The 17424-nt window shown below is 51.2% G+C and carries 19 protein-coding genes and 1 pseudogene; 11 read left to right on the top strand and 9 right to left on the bottom strand.

Going from position 1 to position 17424, the window contains the following annotated elements:
- Positions 1-2: 2 nt before the first annotated feature.
- A complete protein-coding gene (gene amiA, locus A9587_RS01285) occupies positions 3-872 on the bottom strand; it encodes an N-acetylmuramoyl-L-alanine amidase AmiA (protein ID WP_000102900.1) in 870 nt (289 codons plus the stop codon).
- A 213-nt stretch (positions 873-1085) separates the two neighbouring features.
- On the opposite strand from amiA, the gene A9587_RS01280 reads away from it, so the two are divergent.
- The 4 genes from A9587_RS01280 to yfeX all read left to right on the top strand — a co-directional run bounded on the left by A9587_RS01280 (position 1086) and on the right by yfeX (position 3576).
- On the top strand, positions 1086-1511 hold the full coding sequence (locus tag A9587_RS01280; RefSeq protein ID WP_000405994.1) for a GNAT family acetyltransferase: 426 nt from the start codon (positions 1086-1088) through the stop codon (positions 1509-1511).
- On the top strand, positions 1498-1947 hold the full coding sequence (locus A9587_RS01275) for a DUF2919 domain-containing protein (RefSeq protein ID WP_105263365.1): 450 nt from the start codon (positions 1498-1500) through the stop codon (positions 1945-1947). Before A9587_RS01280 ends, A9587_RS01275 begins: the two co-directional genes overlap by 14 nt.
- 60 nt (positions 1948-2007) lie before the next feature.
- On the top strand, positions 2008-2583 hold the full coding sequence (locus A9587_RS01270) for an RpoE-regulated lipoprotein (RefSeq protein ID WP_000838961.1): 576 nt from the start codon (positions 2008-2010) through the stop codon (positions 2581-2583).
- Positions 2584-2676: 93 nt separating this feature from the next.
- A complete protein-coding gene (yfeX, locus tag A9587_RS01265; protein WP_000084587.1) occupies positions 2677-3576 on the top strand; it encodes a porphyrinogen peroxidase in 900 nt (299 codons plus the stop codon).
- Between the two features lie 265 nt (positions 3577-3841).
- Here the strand turns inward: yfeX and murQ are convergent, their stop codons facing one another.
- A complete protein-coding gene (murQ, locus tag A9587_RS01260) occupies positions 3842-4738 on the bottom strand; it encodes an N-acetylmuramic acid 6-phosphate etherase (RefSeq protein ID WP_001516831.1) in 897 nt (298 codons plus the stop codon).
- Positions 4739-4967: 229 nt separating this feature from the next.
- On the opposite strand from murQ, the gene ucpA reads away from it, so the two are divergent.
- The 6 genes from ucpA (at position 4968) to cysM (ending at position 10773) form a co-directional block, all read left to right on the top strand.
- On the top strand, positions 4968-5759 hold the full coding sequence (gene ucpA / locus A9587_RS01255) for an SDR family oxidoreductase UcpA (protein ID WP_105263364.1): 792 nt from the start codon (positions 4968-4970) through the stop codon (positions 5757-5759).
- 157 nt (positions 5760-5916) lie between these two features.
- Positions 5917-6933 (top strand): thiosulfate/sulfate ABC transporter substrate-binding protein CysP, encoded by a 1017-nt coding sequence (gene cysP / locus A9587_RS01250; protein WP_000290223.1) that lies wholly within the window; start codon positions 5917-5919, stop codon positions 6931-6933.
- Positions 6933-7766, top strand: a complete 834-nt coding sequence (gene cysT / locus A9587_RS01245) for a sulfate/thiosulfate ABC transporter permease CysT (RefSeq protein WP_000458417.1) — start codon at positions 6933-6935, stop codon at positions 7764-7766. The genes cysP and cysT overlap by 1 nt, the downstream gene beginning before the upstream one ends.
- The gene (gene cysW / locus A9587_RS01240) at positions 7766-8641 is read left to right on the top strand and encodes a sulfate/thiosulfate ABC transporter permease CysW (protein WP_000852694.1); all 876 of its coding nucleotides are present in this window, start codon (positions 7766-7768) and stop codon (positions 8639-8641) included. Before cysT ends, cysW begins: the two co-directional genes overlap by 1 nt.
- Positions 8631-9728, top strand: a complete 1098-nt coding sequence (gene cysA, locus A9587_RS01235; RefSeq protein ID WP_105263363.1) for a sulfate/thiosulfate ABC transporter ATP-binding protein CysA — start codon at positions 8631-8633, stop codon at positions 9726-9728. The genes cysW and cysA overlap by 11 nt, the downstream gene beginning before the upstream one ends.
- Positions 9729-9861: 133 nt before the next feature.
- Entirely contained in the window at positions 9862-10773 is a 912-nt protein-coding gene (gene cysM / locus A9587_RS01230; RefSeq protein ID WP_105263362.1) for a cysteine synthase B, read from the top strand.
- A 197-nt stretch (positions 10774-10970) separates the two neighbouring features.
- Here the strand turns inward: cysM and A9587_RS01225 are convergent.
- Positions 10971-11060 (bottom strand): annotated as a pseudogene (locus tag A9587_RS01225) (WGR domain-containing protein); the annotation flags it as partial.
- Positions 11061-11092: 32 nt separating this feature from the next.
- Complete coding sequence (locus A9587_RS01220) at positions 11093-11467, bottom strand: YfeK family protein (protein ID WP_016262231.1); 375 nt, start codon at positions 11465-11467, stop codon at positions 11093-11095.
- 104 nt (positions 11468-11571) lie between these two features.
- On the opposite strand from A9587_RS01220, the gene pdxK reads away from it, so the two are divergent.
- A complete protein-coding gene (gene pdxK / locus A9587_RS01215; protein ID WP_000096626.1) occupies positions 11572-12423 on the top strand; it encodes a pyridoxine/pyridoxal/pyridoxamine kinase in 852 nt (283 codons plus the stop codon).
- Positions 12424-12465: 42 nt separating this feature from the next.
- Here the strand turns inward: pdxK and crr are convergent, their stop codons facing one another.
- The 5 genes from crr to cysZ all read right to left on the bottom strand — a co-directional run bounded on the left by crr (position 12466) and on the right by cysZ (position 17344).
- Positions 12466-12975: a PTS glucose transporter subunit IIA gene (crr, locus tag A9587_RS01210; protein WP_000522247.1), complete on the bottom strand. Its 510-nt coding sequence runs from the start codon at positions 12973-12975 to the stop codon at positions 12466-12468.
- Positions 12976-13015: 40 nt separating this feature from the next.
- Complete coding sequence (gene ptsI / locus A9587_RS01205; RefSeq protein WP_000623129.1) at positions 13016-14743, bottom strand: phosphoenolpyruvate-protein phosphotransferase PtsI; 1728 nt, start codon at positions 14741-14743, stop codon at positions 13016-13018.
- Positions 14744-14787: 44 nt separating this feature from the next.
- Positions 14788-15045 carry a phosphocarrier protein Hpr gene (gene ptsH / locus A9587_RS01200; RefSeq protein WP_000487600.1) on the bottom strand — a complete coding sequence of 86 codons (258 nt, stop codon included), beginning with the start codon at positions 15043-15045 and terminating at the stop codon, positions 14788-14790.
- A gap of 382 nt (positions 15046-15427) precedes the next feature.
- Positions 15428-16399: a cysteine synthase A gene (gene cysK, locus A9587_RS01195; RefSeq protein ID WP_000034402.1), complete on the bottom strand. Its 972-nt coding sequence runs from the start codon at positions 16397-16399 to the stop codon at positions 15428-15430.
- 183 nt (positions 16400-16582) lie between these two features.
- Complete coding sequence (gene cysZ, locus A9587_RS01185) at positions 16583-17344, bottom strand: sulfate transporter CysZ (RefSeq protein WP_105263361.1); 762 nt, start codon at positions 17342-17344, stop codon at positions 16583-16585.
- Positions 17345-17424: the final 80 nt, after the last annotated feature.

Genomic DNA, 17424 nt, shown 5'->3' with positions numbered 1-17424 from the left:
ACTTACCGTTTTTTCGAGTGTGCTTTCTGGTTGTCAAACCAATGGAAATAACTGATCACGCCTTCGGCAATGGCAGAGGCGATTTTCTGACGAAACGCCGCCGTGCCTAACAGTCGCTCTTCTTCCGGGTTGGTGATAAATGAGGTTTCCACCAGCACCGAAGGAATCGACGGTGATTTCAACACCACAAACGCGGCTTGTTCGGTGTTGCGGCTGTGCAGCTTATGCACTGGTTTAATCTTCTTCAGAATATGCGAGCCAAGCGTCAGGCTGTTTTTAATGGTATCTGTTTGCACCAGATCAAACAGCACTTGCTGCAATAGATGATCCCTGTCAGTCGCTTTTTTCCCGGCGACTTCATCAGCGCGGTTTTCGCGTTCCGACAAATATTTTGCCATCGCACTACTCGCGCCACGGTTGGAGAGGGCAAAGACCGATGCCCCCGCGGCTTTCGGGTTGGTGAAGCCGTCGGCGTGAATTGACATAAACAGATCTGCGCCATGCTTATGGGCGATTTCAACGCGATCGTACAGTGGAATAAATGTATCGCCAGAACGCGTTAAACGCGCATCAATGCCATGATTGCGCAAAATAGAACGGACATTTTTGGCGATTGCCAGCACCACGTGTTTTTCTTTTGATCCGTTGCGACCAATCGCACCGGTATCAATCCCGCCGTGACCTGGATCGAGAACGACTACCCGTTTGCCTCCGGCTTTTTTGGCTTTCGGCTTACTGTGTCCGTTACTGGTTTTTAAAGGCTCTTCTTTGGCGATGGCTTGCGACATTCCTGACAACGTCAGGGCAGCCAATCCGGCTTTCAGCACCTGGCGGCGCGAAGTGAGTGTTTTTAGTGGTTTAAAAGTGCTCATACGGCCTGAGTTGTAATAATAAAGTTCCAGATGTTATATCGTATCGCGTAATCCGTTACGACGGTTTGCTGGTGAGAATTGTTTTACTTTTCATTTCAATAAATGACAACGCGTCATTATGCCACTTTTTCAACCGATTTTCGTCAGATATTGGCTAATTCGGTCGTTCACGCCATAATCACCCTTTTAACCCCCAAAAAGGTAACTCATACCATGGAGATACGCGTATTTCGCCAGGCAGATTTCGAAGAGGTCATCACCCTTTGGGAGCGTTGCGACTTGCTGCGTCCGTGGAACGATCCGGAAATGGACATCGAGCGCAAGATGAACCATGACGTCAGTTTGTTCCTGGTCGCGGAAGTTAACGGCGAAGTAGTGGGAACGGTGATGGGCGGTTATGACGGGCATCGCGGGTCTGCTTATTATCTTGGCGTACATCCGGAGTTTCGCGGGCGTGGAATTGCCAATGCATTGCTTAATCGGCTGGAGAAAAAGCTTATTGCTCGCGGCTGTCCGAAAATTCAGATCAATGTACCGGAAGACAACGATATGGTACTCGGAATGTACGAACGCCTGGGATATGAACACGCCGATGTGCTGAGTCTGGGTAAGCGTTTGATTGAAGATGAAGAGTACTGAGTTTCATCCTGTCCATTATGATGTGCACGGACGCCTGCGTTTACCCTTCCTCTTCTGGTTTGTGCTATTGCTTCAGGCGCGAACCTGGGTGCTGTTTGTCATTGCCGGTGCGTCGCGCGAGCAGGGCACTGCGCTGCTGAATCTGTTTTATCCCGATCACGATAATTTCTGGCTGGGGTTGATACCGGGCATTCCGGCGGTGCTGGCATTCTTACTGAGTGGTCGGCGGGATACGTTTCCCCGTATCTGGCACGTGCTCTATTTTCTGTTGCTGTTGGCGCAGCTCGGTTTGCTTTGTTGGCAACCGTGGCTGTGGCTAAATGGTGAATCCGTCAGCGGTATCGGTCTGGCGCTGGTTATCGCGGATATTGTGGCGTTAATCTGGCTGTTGACCAATCGACGTTTACGCGCTTGTTTTGTGGAAGAAAAAGAATAACGGCACTTTTTTGCAAATTCGCACTCCAAGCAACGTTATTGAATAACCAAAGGAAGTGACATGAAATCGCTGCGTTTAATGTTATGCGCTATGCCGTTGATGCTGACCGGCTGTTCCACCATGTCGTCAGTTAACTGGTCTGCCGCTAATCCGTGGAACTGGTTTGGCTCGTCCACTAAAGTGAGCGAGCAAGGCGTTGGCAAATTAACGGCGTCCACGCCACTACAAGAACAAGCCATTGCCGATGCGCTTGATGGTGATTATCGGCTGCGCAGCGGAATGAAAACCGCGAACGGTAATGTGGTGCGCTTTTTTGAAGTGATGAAGGGCGACAGCGTGGCGATGGTTATCAACGGTGATCAAGGTACAATCAGCCGCATTGATGTCTCAGATAGCGATATTCCTGCTGACACGGGGGTTAAAATCGGTACACCGTTTAGTGACCTTTACAGCAAAGCATTTGGCAATTGCAAAAAAGCAGACGGTGATGATAATCGTGCCGTCGAATGTAAAGCCGAAGGCAGTCAACATATTAGCTACCAGTTTAGCGGTGAGTGGAGTGGTCCTGAAGGGTTAATGCCTTCTGACGATACCCTGAAAAACTGGAAAGTCAGTAAAATCATCTGGCGGCGTTAATTTGCGTCTGAACAAACCGTCGCCACAAAAAACACGTAAAATAGCGCTCAACAATGCCACGGATTGCGTGGCATTCTTATTTCAGGAGGAACAATGTCTCAGGTTCAGAGTGGCATTTTGCCAGAACATTGCCGCGCGGCGATTTGGATCGAAGCCAACGTAAAAGGGGAAGTTGATGCCCTGCGTGCGGCCAGTAAAAACTTTGCCGATAAACTGGCAACCTTTGAAGCAAAATACCCGGACGCGCATCTTGGCGCGGTTGTCGCCTTTGGCAACAACACCTGGCGTGCTCTGAGCGGCGGCGTGGGAGCCGAAGAGCTAAAAGATTTTCCGGGTTACGGAAAAGGTCTTGCGCCGACGACCCAGTTCGATGTGTTAATCCACATTCTTTCTCTGCGTCACGACGTAAACTTCTCCGTGGCCCAGGCGGCGATGGAAGCCTTTGGCGGCTGCATTGAGGTAAAAGAAGAGATCCACGGCTTCCGTTGGGTGGAAGAGCGTGACCTGAGCGGCTTTGTTGACGGCACGGAAAATCCGGCGGGTGAAGAGACGCGTCGCGAAGTGGCGGTCATCAAAGACGGTGTGGATGCGGGCGGCAGCTATGTGTTTGTGCAGCGCTGGGAACACAACCTGAAGCAACTCAACCGTATGAGCGTTCACGATCAGGAAATGATGATCGGCCGTACTAAAGAAGCCAACGAAGAGATCGATGGCGATGAGCGTCCGGAAACTTCTCACCTGACCCGTGTTGATCTGAAAGAAGATGGCAAAGGCCTGAAGATTGTTCGCCAGAGCCTGCCATATGGCACCGCCAGCGGCACGCACGGCCTGTACTTCTGCGCTTACTGTGCACGTTTGCATAACATTGAGCAGCAGTTGCTGAGTATGTTTGGCGATACCGATGGCAAACGTGACGCAATGTTACGTTTTACCAAACCAGTCACTGGCGGCTATTACTTTGCACCGTCGCTGGACAAACTGATGGCGCTGTAAGTTTTACTCACGCACTTGTAGCGTCTTGCCGGATGCGGCGTAAATGCTTAATCCGGCGTGTAAGATCGTTCAAACTTAATAAATTGCAGTCAACCTGTAGGCCCGATAAGCGTAGCGCATCGGGCTGTTTTGTCTCTAAGCTACTGCTTAGTCCAGATTGACGTTATGGCAGCCAAAGAGCGTGGTGTAAACAGCACGGCACAACTGAGCGGATCACTGCTCAGGTGTATGAACAGCCAGGAGATGTCTTCAAATTTGTCATGGGTTATTCCCTGTCTAAAACCTGACGAATAAAGCCATTGTATTGATCCAGTTGTTTTTTCGCTTCTGCGGCATCGAGATTTTTCAGCACCATCACAATGGCCGTTTTGCAGTGACGGTCGCAGGCAATCAATGCCGCTTCCGCTTGTTCCTCGCTACATCCGGTCGCGTTTTTGACGATATTGACCTGGCGCACGTGCAATTTTTCGTTGGTGGCGACCACATCGACCATCAGGTTGCCAAACACTTTGCCTGACTTAATCATCAGCCCGGTGGAGAGCATGTTGAGCACCAGTTTCTGCGCCGTACCTGCTTTCATCCGCGAAGAACCGGTAACCACTTCAGCCCCGACGACTGGCGTAATAGCAAACTCTGCGGTGGTGGAAACCGCGCTTCCCGGATTACAGGAAATACCGACCGTACGGCAACCCAACTGGCGCGCGTATTCCAACCCGGCAATCACATATGGCGTGCGTCCACTGGCGGCAATACCAACCACCACATCCTGCGCCGTTAAAGTAATATTTTTCAGATCGTTGATGCCGCCTTCCCGGCTGTCTTCCGCGCCTTCCACCGCGTGCTGGATGGCATATTCGCCGCCAGCAATCAAACCAACGACCAGACCTGGTTTCACGCCGTAAGTGGGGGGGCACTCGCTGGCATCGAGAATACCCAGACGACCGGAAGTTCCCGCGCCGAGATAAATCAGACGACCGCCGCCGCTCACCTGGGTGTGGATAACATCAATCGCCGCTGCGATATCCGGTAGTACGCGCTCAACGGCGAGCGGTACGGTTTTATCTTCTTCGTTAATGATCCGACACATTTCCAGCGTCGATACGCGGTCAATTTCAGCAGAGGCATTGTTGGAGCCTTCAGTAATCATCTTTTCAAGTTGCATAGGCAATCACCTTAAATATTTGTCTTCAAATAATTTCATCTGGCGTGAATCATATCTCCCTGCCTGATTATGTACAGCAGTGAATTCGCGCAATGGCTGAGTTGTGGTTATGGGTGATTTTACTTAAGATTTCCCTGAATTTAGATCCACTCCTCAGCATTGATCTGTCATTCAGGTATGGTAGGGACAATAGGGCGTAATGCTCTGTATTCAAAAGGAGAAACTTGAAATGGGTAAACTCACGGGCAAGACAGCACTGATTACGGGCGCATCGCAAGGTATTGGCGAAGGTATTGCCAGAACCTTTGCGCGTCATGGCGCAAACCTAATCTTGCTGGATATCTCCCCTGAGATTGAAAAGCTGGCAGACGAGCTGTGTGGTCGCGGTCATCGCTGTACGGCGGTAATTGCCGATGTACGCGACCCGGCGTCGGTTACGGCAGCGATCAAGCGCGCGAAGGAAAAAGAAGGGCGCATTGATATTCTGGTGAATAACGCAGGTGTTTGCCGTCTGGGTAGTTTTCTGGAAATGAGCGATGACGATCGCGATTTCCATATTGATATCAATATCAAAGGCGTGTGGAACGTCACGAAGGCAGTTCTACCGGAGATGATTGCCCGCAAAGATGGTCGCATTGTGATGATGTCTTCGGTTACTGGCGATATGGTGGCCGATCCGGGCGAAACGGCGTATGCCTTGTCGAAAGCGGCGATTGTTGGCCTGACCAAATCGCTGGCAGTGGAGTATGCTCAGTCGGGGATTCGCGTTAACGCAATCTGCCCTGGTTACGTGCGCACGCCAATGGCGGAAAACATCGCTCGCCAGTCGAATCCGCAAGATCCGGAATCAGTACTGACTGAAATGGCGAAAGCAATTCCGCTGCGTCGCCTCGCTGATCCGCTGGAAGTAGGCGAGCTGGCAGCCTTCCTGGCGTCGGATGAGTCCAGCTATTTAACGGGTACACAGAATGTGATCGATGGCGGCAGCACACTGCCAGAGACGGTCAGCGTCGACATCTGATTCACCTCTGTTTCCTCCCTGCATCAGTGGGGAGGATTTCGCCTTATTCTCTTTTTAACTTCCAAATCACCAAACGGTATATAAAACCGTTACTCCTTTCACGCCCGTTATAAATATGATGGCTATTAGAAAGTCATTAAATATATAAGGGTGCGCAATGGCCGTTAACTTACTGAAAAAGAACTCTCTCGCGCTGGTCGCTTCTCTGCTGCTGGCTGGCCACGTGCAGGCAACGGAACTGCTGAACAGTTCTTATGACGTCTCCCGCGAGCTGTTTGCTGCCCTGAATCCGCCGTTTGAGCAACAATGGGCAAAAGATAACGGCGGTGACAAACTGACGATAAAACAATCTCATGCCGGGTCATCAAAACAGGCGCTGGCGATTTTGCAGGGCTTAAAAGCCGATGTTGTAACTTATAACCAGGTGACCGACGTGCAGATCCTGCACGACAAAGGCAAGCTGATCCCGGCGGACTGGCAGTCGCGCCTGCCGAATAACAGCTCGCCGTTCTACTCCACGATGGGTTTCCTGGTGCGTAAGGGCAACCCGAAGAATATCCACGACTGGAACGATCTGGTGCGTTCCGACGTGAAGCTGATTTTCCCGAATCCGAAAACCTCCGGTAACGCGCGTTATACCTACTTAGCAGCGTGGGGCGCAGCCGATAAAGCGGACGGCGGCGATAAAGCCAAAACCGAACAGTTTATGACCCAGTTCCTGAAAAACGTTGAAGTCTTCGATACCGGCGGTCGTGGCGCGACCACAACCTTTGCCGAGCGTGGCCTGGGCGACGTGCTGATAAGTTTTGAGTCGGAAGTGAACAACATCCGCAAACAGTATGAAGCGCAGGGTTTTGAAGTGGTGATTCCGAAAACCAATATTCTGGCGGAATTCCCGGTGGCATGGGTGGATAAAAACGTGCAGGCCAACGGTACGGAAAAAGCCGCAAAAGCTTATCTGAACTGGCTCTACAGCCCGCAGGCGCAAACCATCATCACCGACTATTACTACCGCGTGAATAACCCGGAAGTCATGGACAAGCTGAAAGATAAATTCCCGCAGACCGAACTGTTCCGCGTGGAAGATAAGTTTGGCTCCTGGCCAGAAGTGATGAAAACCCACTTTACCAGCGGCGGTGAGTTAGACAAGCTGTTGGCTGCGGGGCGTAACTGATGTTTGCAGTTTCTTCAAGACGCGTGCTGCCGGGCTTTACCTTAAGCCTTGGCACCAGTCTGTTGTTTGTGTGCCTGATATTGTTACTGCCGCTTTCCGCGCTGGTGATGCAGCTTTCTGAGATGAGCTGGGCGCAGTACTGGGAGGTGATCACCAATCCGCAGGTGGTCGCGGCCTACAAAGTGACGCTGCTGTCAGCGTTTGTGGCATCGATTTTTAACGGCGTTTTCGGTCTGTTAATGGCGTGGATCTTAACCCGCTATCGCTTTCCGGGGCGCACGCTGCTTGATGCGCTGATGGATTTACCCTTCGCGCTACCGACAGCGGTCGCGGGTTTAACCCTGGCGTCGCTCTTTTCCGTGAACGGTTTTTACGGCGAATGGCTGGCGAAGTTTGATATCAAAGTGACCTATACCTGGCTGGGGATCGCGGTGGCGATGGCCTTTACCAGCATTCCGTTTGTGGTGCGAACCGTGCAGCCGGTACTGGAAGAATTAGGGCCGGAATACGAAGAAGCGGCAGAAACGCTCGGCGCAACACGTTTACAGAGTTTCCGCAAAGTGGTGCTGCCGGAGCTTTCTCCGGCGCTGGTGGCGGGCGTGGCGCTGTCGTTTACCCGTAGTCTTGGTGAGTTTGGCGCAGTGATATTTATCGCCGGGAACATCGCCTGGAAGACGGAAGTAACGTCGCTGATGATTTTTGTTCGCTTACAGGAATTTGATTACCCGGCGGCGAGCGCGATTGCTTCGGTGATCCTCGCAGCATCGCTGCTGCTGCTGTTCTCTATTAACACTCTGCAAAGTCGCTTCGGTCGGCGTGTGGTAGGTCATTAATGGCGGAAGTTACACAGTTGAAGCGTTATGACGCGCGCCCGATTAACTGGGGCAAATGGTTTTTGATTGGTACGGGGATGCTGGTGTCAGCGTTCATCCTGCTCGTGCCGATGATTTACATCTTTGTGCAGGCATTCAGCAAGGGGATCATGCCGGTATTACAGAACCTGGCAGATCCGGACATGCTGCACGCTATCTGGCTGACGGTGATGATTGCGCTGATTGCTGTGCCGGTGAACCTGGTGTTCGGCATCCTGTTGGCCTGGCTGGTGACGCGTTTTGATTTTCCGGGGCGTCAGTTGCTGCTGACGCTGCTGGATATTCCGTTTGCGGTGTCGCCGGTAGTCGCCGGTCTGGTGTATCTGCTGTTCTACGGCTCCAACGGCCCGCTGGGCGGCTGGCTTGACGAACATAATCTGCAAATTATGTTCTCCTGGCCGGGAATGGTGCTGGTGACTATCTTCGTGACGTGTCCGTTTGTGGTGCGTGAACTGGTGCCGGTGATGTTAAGTCAGGGCAGCCAGGAAGACGAAGCGGCGATTTTGCTTGGCGCGTCTGGCTGGCAGATGTTTCGCCGCGTTACGTTGCCGAACATCCGCTGGGCGCTGCTGTATGGTGTGGTGCTGACTAACGCCCGCGCGATTGGCGAGTTTGGTGCGGTATCGGTGGTTTCCGGCTCGATTCGCGGCGAAACCCTGTCGCTGCCATTACAGATTGAATTGCTGGAGCAGGACTACAATACCGTCGGCTCCTTTACCGCCGCCGCGCTGTTGACGCTGATGGCGATTATCACCCTGTTTTTAAAGAGTATGTTGCAGTGGCGTCTGGAGAATCAGGAAAAACGCGCGCAGCAGGAGGTACATCATGAGCATTGAGATTGCCAGGATTAAGAAGTCATTTGGTCGCACCCAGGTGTTGAACGATATCTCACTGGATATTCCTTCTGGTCAGATGGTCGCGTTACTGGGGCCGTCCGGCTCCGGGAAAACCACGCTGCTGAGGATTATCGCCGGGCTGGAGCATCAAACCAGCGGGCATATTCGCTTCCACGGCACCGACGTCAGCCGCCTGCACGCGCGCGATCGTAAAGTGGGATTTGTGTTCCAGCATTACGCGCTGTTCCGCCATATGACGGTGTTCGACAACATCGCCTTTGGCCTGACGGTGCTGCCGCGTCGAGAGCGCCCAAATGCGGCGGCGATCAAAGCGAAAGTCACCCAGTTACTGGAGATGGTGCAGCTTGATCATCTGGCAGATCGTTATCCGGCGCAGCTTTCTGGTGGTCAGAAACAGCGTGTGGCGCTGGCGCGTGCGCTTGCCGTGGAACCGCAAATTCTGTTGCTTGATGAACCGTTTGGCGCGCTGGATGCGCAGGTGCGTAAAGAACTGCGTCGCTGGCTGCGTCAGCTTCACGAAGAGTTGAAATTTACCAGTGTGTTCGTCACTCACGATCAGGAAGAGGCGACTGAAGTTGCCGATCGTGTGGTCGTGATGAGCCAGGGCAATATCGAACAGGCGGATGCGCCGGATCAGGTCTGGCGTGAACCGGCGACCCGCTTTGTGCTCGAATTTATGGGCGAAGTGAACCGCTTACAGGGAATTATTCGCGGCGGGCAGTTCCACGTTGGCGCGCATCGCTGGCCGCTGGGGTATACGCCTGCATATCAGGGGCCGGTGGATCTCTTCCTGCGTCCGTGGGAAGTGGATATCAGTCGCCGCACCAGCCTCGATTCGCCGCTGCCGGTACAGGTACTGGAAGCCAGTCCGAAAGGACACTACACCCAATTAGTCGTACAACCGCTGGGGTGGTACAACGAACCGCTGACAGTTGTGATGCATGGCGATGACGCCCCGCAACGCGGTGAGCGTTTATTCGTTGGCCTGCAACATGCGCGCTTGTATAACGGCGATCAGCGTATTGAAACCCGCGATGAGGAGCTTGCTCTCGCACAAAGCGCCTGATAGGTTGAGTAAATGTTAAACGCCCGGAGGCGCATCCCGCGATCCGGGCTTTTTAATGGCAAGGTTTGTAACCTGTAGGCCTGATAAGACGCGCAAGCGTCGCATCAGGCAACACCACGTATGGACAGAGATCGTGAGTACATTAGAACAAACAATTGGCAATACGCCTCTGGTGAAGTTGCAGCGAATGGGGCCGGATAACGGCAGTGAAGTGTGGTTAAAACTGGAAGGGAATAACCCTGCGGGTTCGGTGAAAGACCGCGCGGCATTATCAATGATTGTCGAGGCGGAAAAGCGTGGGGAAATTAAACCCGGTGATGTGTTAATCGAAGCCACCAGTGGTAACACAGGCATTGCGCTGGCAATGATCGCCGCGCTAAAAGGCTATCGCATGAAATTGCTGATGCCCGACAACATGAGCCAGGAACGTCGCGCGGCGATGCGTGCCTACGGTGCGGAACTGATTCTTGTCACTAAAGAGCAGGGCATGGAAGGCGCACGCGATCTGGCGCTGGAGATGGCGAATCGTGGTGAAGGCAAGCTGCTCGACCAGTTCAATAACCCCGATAATCCTTATGCGCATTACACCACCACCGGGCCGGAAATCTGGCAGCAAACCGGCGGTCGCATTACGCATTTTGTCTCCAGCATGGGGACGACTGGCACCATCACCGGCGTGTCACGGTTTATGTGCGAACAATCCAAACCGGTAACGATTGTTGGCCTGCAGCCGGAAGAGGGTAGCAGCATTCCGGGGATTCGCCGCTGGCCAGCGGAATATCTGCCGGGCATCTTTAACGCTTCTCTGGTGGACGAGGTACTGGATATTCACCAGCGCGACGCGGAAAACACCATGCGCGAACTGGCGGTGCGGGAAGGGATTTTCTGCGGCGTCAGCTCCGGCGGCGCGGTTGCCGGTGCGATACGCGTGGCAAAAGCCAACCCTGGCGCAGTGGTGGTAGCGATCATCTGCGATCGTGGCGATCGCTACCTTTCCACCGGGGTGTTTGGCGAAGAACACTTTAGCCAGGGGGCGGGGATTTAAGGATTAATAGCATTGGAGGCTGATGACAAACGCAAAACAGCCTGATGCGCTACGTTTATCAGGCCTACAAGGTTCCTGTAATATATTGCATTAGCAATATTTTGTAGGCCGGATAAGGCGTTTACGCCGCATCCGGCATAAACAAAGTGCACTTTGTCAATAATCTGATTTGTCGGCAGTTGTTGCTGCCGACAAATGCCATAGTTGACAGCTAAACTATCCCCTTCGTAATCTATCCACCAAAATTTACTCGATTTTTCATCGTTATAAATAAAGCATTTTTTCATGTTACCTCCTGTAAATGCCTTGCCAAAGCGGATTAATTCCCTTCCTCAGGCACTGTTTTATCCGTCTGCGCAATCAGCGCATGTAAAAAAGGTTGCGCATTTTCATCGCTCTTACCGGGCATCTTCACGATGTAAGGCTTCCCGGTAATGGATGACGACGAAGCCACCTTATCAATAAACTGCTCGGCGGTATCAATGCGGTTGCGTGTGTTGCCGAGCTTCAACTTCAGATGCGAAACTGCTTCATCACAAGTATGTTGATCGCCATTGCGTATGAATATCAAATCCTTATGCTGCGCTAATCCCTCCAGCATGGCGTTAATTCTGACTTCTTCGTGGGCAGTTAACTTCGCGTAAGCGGGGAGTGCCATCAGCAGTGTGATGACCAGACAAATGATTTTCTTCACTGAATTGCCTTATCCTTGTGTTGTATTAGCCGATTTGACTGCCAGAATCAGGTAAAGTTTCGGTTGGGGTACGATGAGGATCATCGGCAAGGAGAAATTATTAAATGAGTAGTTTGTTGTTGTTTAACGATAAGAGCAGGGCGTTGCAGGCGGATATCGTCGCCGTGCAGTCGCAGGTGGTGTATGGCAGCGTAGGCAACAGCATTGCCGTGCCTGCCATTAAACAGAACGGCCTGAATGTCTTTGCCGTACCGACCGTGTTGCTGAGTAATACGCCGCATTATGACACGTTCTACGGTGGTGCGATTCCGGACGAGTGGTTTAGCGGTTATTTGCGCGCACTGAAAGAGCGTGATGCGCTGCGTAAGTTACGTGCGGTGACTACAGGCTATATGGGGACAGCGTCACAAATTAGAATCCTTGCCGAATGGCTGACAGTCTTACGCGAAGAGCATCCTGACTTGCTGATTATGGTCGATCCGGTGATTGGCGATATTGATAGTGGTATTTACGTCAAACCTGACCTTCCCGATGCGTATCGGCAATATTTACTGCCACTGGCGCAGGGGATTACGCCAAATATCTTTGAGCTGGAAATCCTGACCGGTAAAAACTGCCGCGATCTCGACAGCGCCATTGCCGCTGCAAAAAGCCTGCTTTCAGAGACATTAAAATGGGTGGTTATTACCAGCGCTTCCGGCAATGAAGACAATCAGGATATGCAGGTGGTGGTGGTCAGTGCCGATAGCGTGAATGTCATTTCCCACTCTCGGGTAAAAACGGATCTTAAAGGTACTGGCGATCTGTTTTGCGCTCAACTTATCAGTGGATTACTGAAAGGGAAGGCGTTAACCGACGCAGTGCACAGCGCAGGTTTACGCGTGCTGGAGGTGATGTGTTATACCCAGCAGCATGAAAGCGATGAATTGATTTTGCCGCCGCTGGCGGAAGCATAAAAAAATGGCGCCCACGGGCGCCATTTTTCACTGTGGCAAGAATTACTTCTTGATGCGGATAACCGGGGTTTCACCCACAGTCACGCTCCCGGACAGTTTGATCAGTTCTTTGATTTCGTCCATGTTGGAGATAACAACCGGAGTCAGGGTTGACTTAGCTTTCTCTTCCAGCAGCGGCAGATCGAATTCAATAACAGTATCGCCAACTTTTACGCGCTGACCTTCTTCAGCAATACGCTTGAAGCCTTCGCCTTTCAGTTCAACGGTGTCGATACCGAAGTGGACGAACAACTCAACGCCGCTATCAGATTCGATAGAGAACGCGTGGTTGGTTTCAAAGATTTTACCAATGGTGCCGTCAACCGGAGCTACCATTTTGTTGCCAGTTGGTTTGATAGCAATACCATCACCAACGATTTTTTCCGCAAAAACGACATCCGGCACGTCTTCGATATTGACGATCTCGCCAGAGAGCGGAGCAATGATCTCAATAGTTCCGGTATCTTTTTTGTCATCAGAAACCAGAGATTTCAGTTTATCGAACAAACCCATGATCTTCTCCTAAGCAGTAAATTGGGCCGCATCTCGTGGATTAGCAGATTGTTTTTTCTTCAATGAACTTGTTAACCAGCGTCATTAACTCGTCCGTTGTCGGTTGAGCAAGAGCCTGCTCTGCTAACACCTTCGCATCTTCGAAGTTCGTGTTACGGATAATCTTCTTAATGCGCGGGATAGAAATGGCGCTCATAGAGAATTCGTCCAGACCCATCCCCAGCAACAGAAGTGTAGCACGTTCATCGCCAGCAAGCTCACCACACATGCCAGTCCATTTGCCTTCAGCATGAGAAGCATCAATAACTTGCTTGATCAAGTTCAGCACGGACGGTGACATTGGCTGGTAAAGGTGTGAAATCATATCATTACCACGGTCAACTGCCAGAGTGTACTGCGTTAAATCATTGGTGCCGATACTAAAGAAATCAACTTCTTTGGCTAAATGACGCGCAATTGTTGCGGCAGCCGGTGTTTCCACCATCACGCCAATTTCAATTGATTCGTCAAACGCTTTACCTTCGTCGCGCAGTTCCTGTTTGTAGATTTCAATCTCTTTGCGCAGTGCGCGTACTTCTTCAACAGAGATGATCATCGGGAACATGATGCGCAATTTGCCGAAAGCAGAGGCACGCAGGATAGCGCGGAGCTGATCGCGCAGAATCTCTTTACGATCCATCGCGATACGGATAGCACGCCAGCCGAGGAACGGGTTCTCTTCTTTCGGGAAGTTCATGTACGGCAGCTCTTTGTCGCCGCCAATGTCCATGGTACGAACAATAACCGCCTGCGAGCCACACGCTTCAGCCACAGCTTTGTAGGCCGCGAACTGTTCTTCTTCAGTCGGCAGCGCGTCGCGGTCCATGAACAGGAATTCGGTGCGATACAGACCAACGCCTTCAGCGCCATTACGTTCTGCACCTTCAACGTCACGAACAGTACCGATGTTAGCGCACACTTCTACCTGGTGACCGTCCAGCGTAATGGCTGGCAGATCTTTCAGCTTAGCAAGCTCTGCTTTTTCAGAAGCTACTTGCTCCTGAACAGCGCGCAATTTATCGATAACTTCGTTGGTTGGATTGACGTAAACCTGATTATTTACGGCATCCAGAATCAGATAGTCGTCATTTTTCACCTGAGAGGTGACGCTACCAGTACCCACAATGGCTGGCAGTTCCAGAGAGCGTGCCATGATTGAGGTGTGGGAAGTACGGCCACCCGCGTCGGTGATGAAACCCAGTACCTTCTTCAGGTTCAACTGTGCGGTTTCGGACGGCGTCAGGTCAGCGGCAACCAGAATGACTTCATCCTGAATCGCGCTCAGGTCGATAATCTTCAGACCCAGGATGTTGCGCAGCAGGCGCTTACCGATATCACGCACGTCAGCCGCACGTTCTTTCAGGTATTCATCATCCAGTTCTTCCAGGGCAGAAGCCTGACCTTCAATAACTTCATGAGCAGCAGCGTCAGCCGTCATGTGCTTATCTTTAATCAGGGCTATGATTTCCTGCTCCAGCTCCTCATCTTCGAGCAGCATGATATGCCCTTCAAAGATGGCTTCTTTTTCTTCACCGAACGTTTCACCAGCTTTCGTTTTGATCGTTTCAAGCTGGGCTGATGCCTTGGCACGACCGCTCAGAAAACGTTCAACTTCCTGATCAACCTGGTCGGCAGAAATTTTTTTCCGGTCAATGACGATTTCGTCTTCTTTCAGAAGCAGAGCTTTACCGAAAGCGATACCCGGGGATGCTAAAATGCCTGAAATCATAACCCTACCTTACTTGTGACTGATTTTTAAAAGAACCCGGGAAATTACTCGAGTTCCGCCATCAGTTTAACCAGATGTTCAACCGCTTTCTGTTCGTCTTCGCCTTCAGCGGAGATAGTCACAACGGTCCCTTGAGTCAGGCCCAGAGTCTGCAGTTTAAACAGGCTTTTTGCGCTGGCGCTTTTGCCGTTGGAAGTCACAGTAATTTCAGAAGTGAAGCCCTTAGCTTCTTTTACAAACTGGGCAGCAGGGCGGGTGTGCAGACCGTTCGGAGCGGTAATGGTAACTTCTTGCTGGAACATTGTATTTCCCCAACTTATAGGTTTAGTGTTGTGGAACTAAAGTCTAGCCTGGCGGTTTGACTTTAGCCTGTATTGTTAGCGCCAGTTTTAACAGACGCGACGCACGAAGTGTTCTATGCAGTCCATTGCTGGCGGATGTTGGCCGCTGACGTTTCGTTCATCATTAAACATTATGCCGCTAAAGGAAGAATTGAACCAAATCATAAAATCGATTCAGCTAAGGCTTTTCCTGTAACGATTAATTTCGCGCATCAAAATAATTAGTCAGGTTAAATACCAGTTCCGACAGGCTGAATCAATGCCAGGAGGGGCGAAAATTTGAAGTAGGCCACAAAAAAGCACCTAAAAAGGTGCTTTTTTACGCATTTCTAACAACCTGGCATTACTGTTGCAATTCTTTCTCGGTAAAGAGATCGGCAAATAATGCAGTGCTTAAATAACGTTCACCCGATGATGGCAGAATAACCACAATATTCTTATTGGTAAAGCTTTCATCTTCTTGCAGCTTCAATGCAGCGGCAACCGCCGCGCCAGAAGAGATCCCAGCAAGAATGCCTTCTTCTTCCATCAGACGACGTGCGGTAGAGATAGCTTCTTCATTGGTGATGCCAATAACTTTATCGACCAGTTTAAGATCAAGGTTAGCCGGGATAAAGCCAGCACCTATGCCCTGGATTTTATGCGGGCCGGGTTTGATTTCTTCACCTGCCAGCGCCTGGGCGATAACGGGAGAGTCGGTTGGCTCAACGGCGACAGAGATGAGATCAGTCTTGCCTTTGGTGCCTTTAATGTAGCGGCTGACGCCGGTCAGCGTACCGCCAGTACCAACACCAGCAATAAATACATCAACCTGACCATCGGTATCTTCCCAGATCTCCGGACCGGTGGTTTTTTCATGAATTTCTGGATTCGCCGGGTTGCTGAATTGTTGCAGCAGCAGATATTTTTCTGGGTTGCTGGCGACAATTTCTTCTGCTTTTTGAATTGCGCCTTTCATGCCTTTCGCGCCTTCGGTCAACACCAGGTTTGCGCCCAGAGCTTTCAGCAGTTTGCGGCGTTCAATACTCATGGTTTCTGGCATGGTCAGGGTGAGTTTGTAACCGCGAGCGGCAGCCACATAAGCCAGAGCAATACCTGTGTTGCCGCTGGTTGGTTCAACCAATTCAACGCCGGGTTTCAGCACGCCGCGTTTTTCGGCATCCCAAATCATATTGGCACCGATACGGCACTTAACGCTGAAGCTGGGGTTACGAGATTCCACCTTCGCCAGAATACGTCCGTTACCGATGCGATTCAGGCGAACCAGCGGTGTGTGACCGATAGTCAGCGAGTTATCTTCAAAAATCTTACTCATGGCCTGTCCTTAACTGTATGAAATTGGGATACAACAGGTAGCATACCCGCTCAGAGAATATGCGGAAGTAAGGATTTAGCATATCTATATGCAGAAGGGAAATAATGGCTTGCAAGATGGAATAAGGGTGGCATAAGCCACCCCTCTTCCATACAAAAAGTTTACAAAATAACCAGGAGACTGTTACTTCCACAATGCATGTTTAGCGCGATAACAATCGACCCACATTGCTGTCGCGCCACAGACGGCCACTGGCATGATGAACAGGTTGAGCACCGGGATCATCGTGAACAGGCTGGTTAATGCGCCAAACTGCATATTGGTGATTTTGCGCGTGCGCAGGGCAGTGCGCATCTCTTTGAACGGCACTTTGTGGTTGTCGAACGGATAGTCGCAGTACTGAATGGCTAACATCCAGGCACTGAACAGGAACCACAGTACTGGCGCGACGGTTTGCCCGATGCCCGGGATGAAGTAGAGGAGCAGCAATACGATGGCGCGTGGCAGATACCAGGCAAATTTTTGCCATTCGCGTTTCATAATTCGCGGCACATCTTTCATGATGCCAAAGATGCCGGTATCCGGCGGCGTAGCGCCTGTCAACCTGGCTTCCAACTGTTCAGCCAATAAACCGTTAAACGGTGCGGCAATCCAGTTCGCAATAGTTGAGAAAAAATAGCCAAAAACCAGTAGAACGGAGATAACCGCGACAGGCCACAGCAAATAGCTCAACCATTGCAGCCAGTCAGGCACGTGGCTCATTAATGATGGGATCCAGGCATCCAGTTGAGTAAAGAGCCACCAGAATGCACTTCCCATCAACAAAATATTGACCAACAGAGGTAAAATAACAAAACGCCGAATCCCGGGTTGCGAGACGAGCTTCCAGCCTTGCGCAAAATAGTAAAAACCGCTGCGTGGGGAAGATGTGAATGTTGAAATCATAATCAGGATATGCTCCTTTTGACCAATCCCAGGAAAATTCTGCGTATTTTACCGGGTAATTGCGCAATGGACAGTTAGGA

Origin of the sequence: Escherichia sp. MOD1-EC6162 (assembly GCF_002965125.1) — a bacterium.
GTDB classification, from domain to species: domain Bacteria; phylum Pseudomonadota; class Gammaproteobacteria; order Enterobacterales; family Enterobacteriaceae; genus Escherichia; species Escherichia marmotae.
This window is presented reverse-complemented; position numbering and strand designations above follow the sequence as displayed.

Excerpts from the sequence above, each read along its gene's own strand:
- A9587_RS01280 (WP_000405994.1), top strand. The coding sequence starts at position 1,086 with ATGGAGATACGCGTATTTCGCCAGGCAGATTTCGAAGAGGTCATCACC.
- cysT (WP_000458417.1), top strand. The coding sequence starts at position 6,933 with ATGTTTGCAGTTTCTTCAAGACGCGTGCTGCCGGGCTTTACCTTAAGC.
- ucpA (WP_105263364.1), top strand. The coding sequence starts at position 4,968 with ATGGGTAAACTCACGGGCAAGACAGCACTGATTACGGGCGCATCGCAA.
- pdxK (WP_000096626.1), top strand. The coding sequence starts at position 11,572 with ATGAGTAGTTTGTTGTTGTTTAACGATAAGAGCAGGGCGTTGCAGGCG.
- crr (WP_000522247.1), bottom strand. The coding sequence starts at position 12,975 with ATGGGTTTGTTCGATAAACTGAAATCTCTGGTTTCTGATGACAAAAAA.
- cysK (WP_000034402.1), bottom strand. The coding sequence starts at position 16,399 with ATGAGTAAGATTTTTGAAGATAACTCGCTGACTATCGGTCACACACCG.
- murQ (WP_001516831.1), bottom strand. The coding sequence starts at position 4,738 with ATGCAACTTGAAAAGATGATTACTGAAGGCTCCAACAATGCCTCTGCT.
- ptsH (WP_000487600.1), bottom strand. The coding sequence starts at position 15,045 with ATGTTCCAGCAAGAAGTTACCATTACCGCTCCGAACGGTCTGCACACC.
- A9587_RS01270 (WP_000838961.1), top strand. The coding sequence starts at position 2,008 with ATGAAATCGCTGCGTTTAATGTTATGCGCTATGCCGTTGATGCTGACC.
- A9587_RS01275 (WP_105263365.1), top strand. The coding sequence starts at position 1,498 with ATGAAGAGTACTGAGTTTCATCCTGTCCATTATGATGTGCACGGACGC.
- cysA (WP_105263363.1), top strand. The coding sequence starts at position 8,631 with ATGAGCATTGAGATTGCCAGGATTAAGAAGTCATTTGGTCGCACCCAG.
- ptsI (WP_000623129.1), bottom strand. The coding sequence starts at position 14,743 with ATGATTTCAGGCATTTTAGCATCCCCGGGTATCGCTTTCGGTAAAGCT.
- cysP (WP_000290223.1), top strand. The coding sequence starts at position 5,917 with ATGGCCGTTAACTTACTGAAAAAGAACTCTCTCGCGCTGGTCGCTTCT.
- cysW (WP_000852694.1), top strand. The coding sequence starts at position 7,766 with ATGGCGGAAGTTACACAGTTGAAGCGTTATGACGCGCGCCCGATTAAC.
- yfeX (WP_000084587.1), top strand. The coding sequence starts at position 2,677 with ATGTCTCAGGTTCAGAGTGGCATTTTGCCAGAACATTGCCGCGCGGCG.
- amiA (WP_000102900.1), bottom strand. The coding sequence starts at position 872 with ATGAGCACTTTTAAACCACTAAAAACACTCACTTCGCGCCGCCAGGTG.
- cysZ (WP_105263361.1), bottom strand. The coding sequence starts at position 17,344 with ATGATTTCAACATTCACATCTTCCCCACGCAGCGGTTTTTACTATTTT.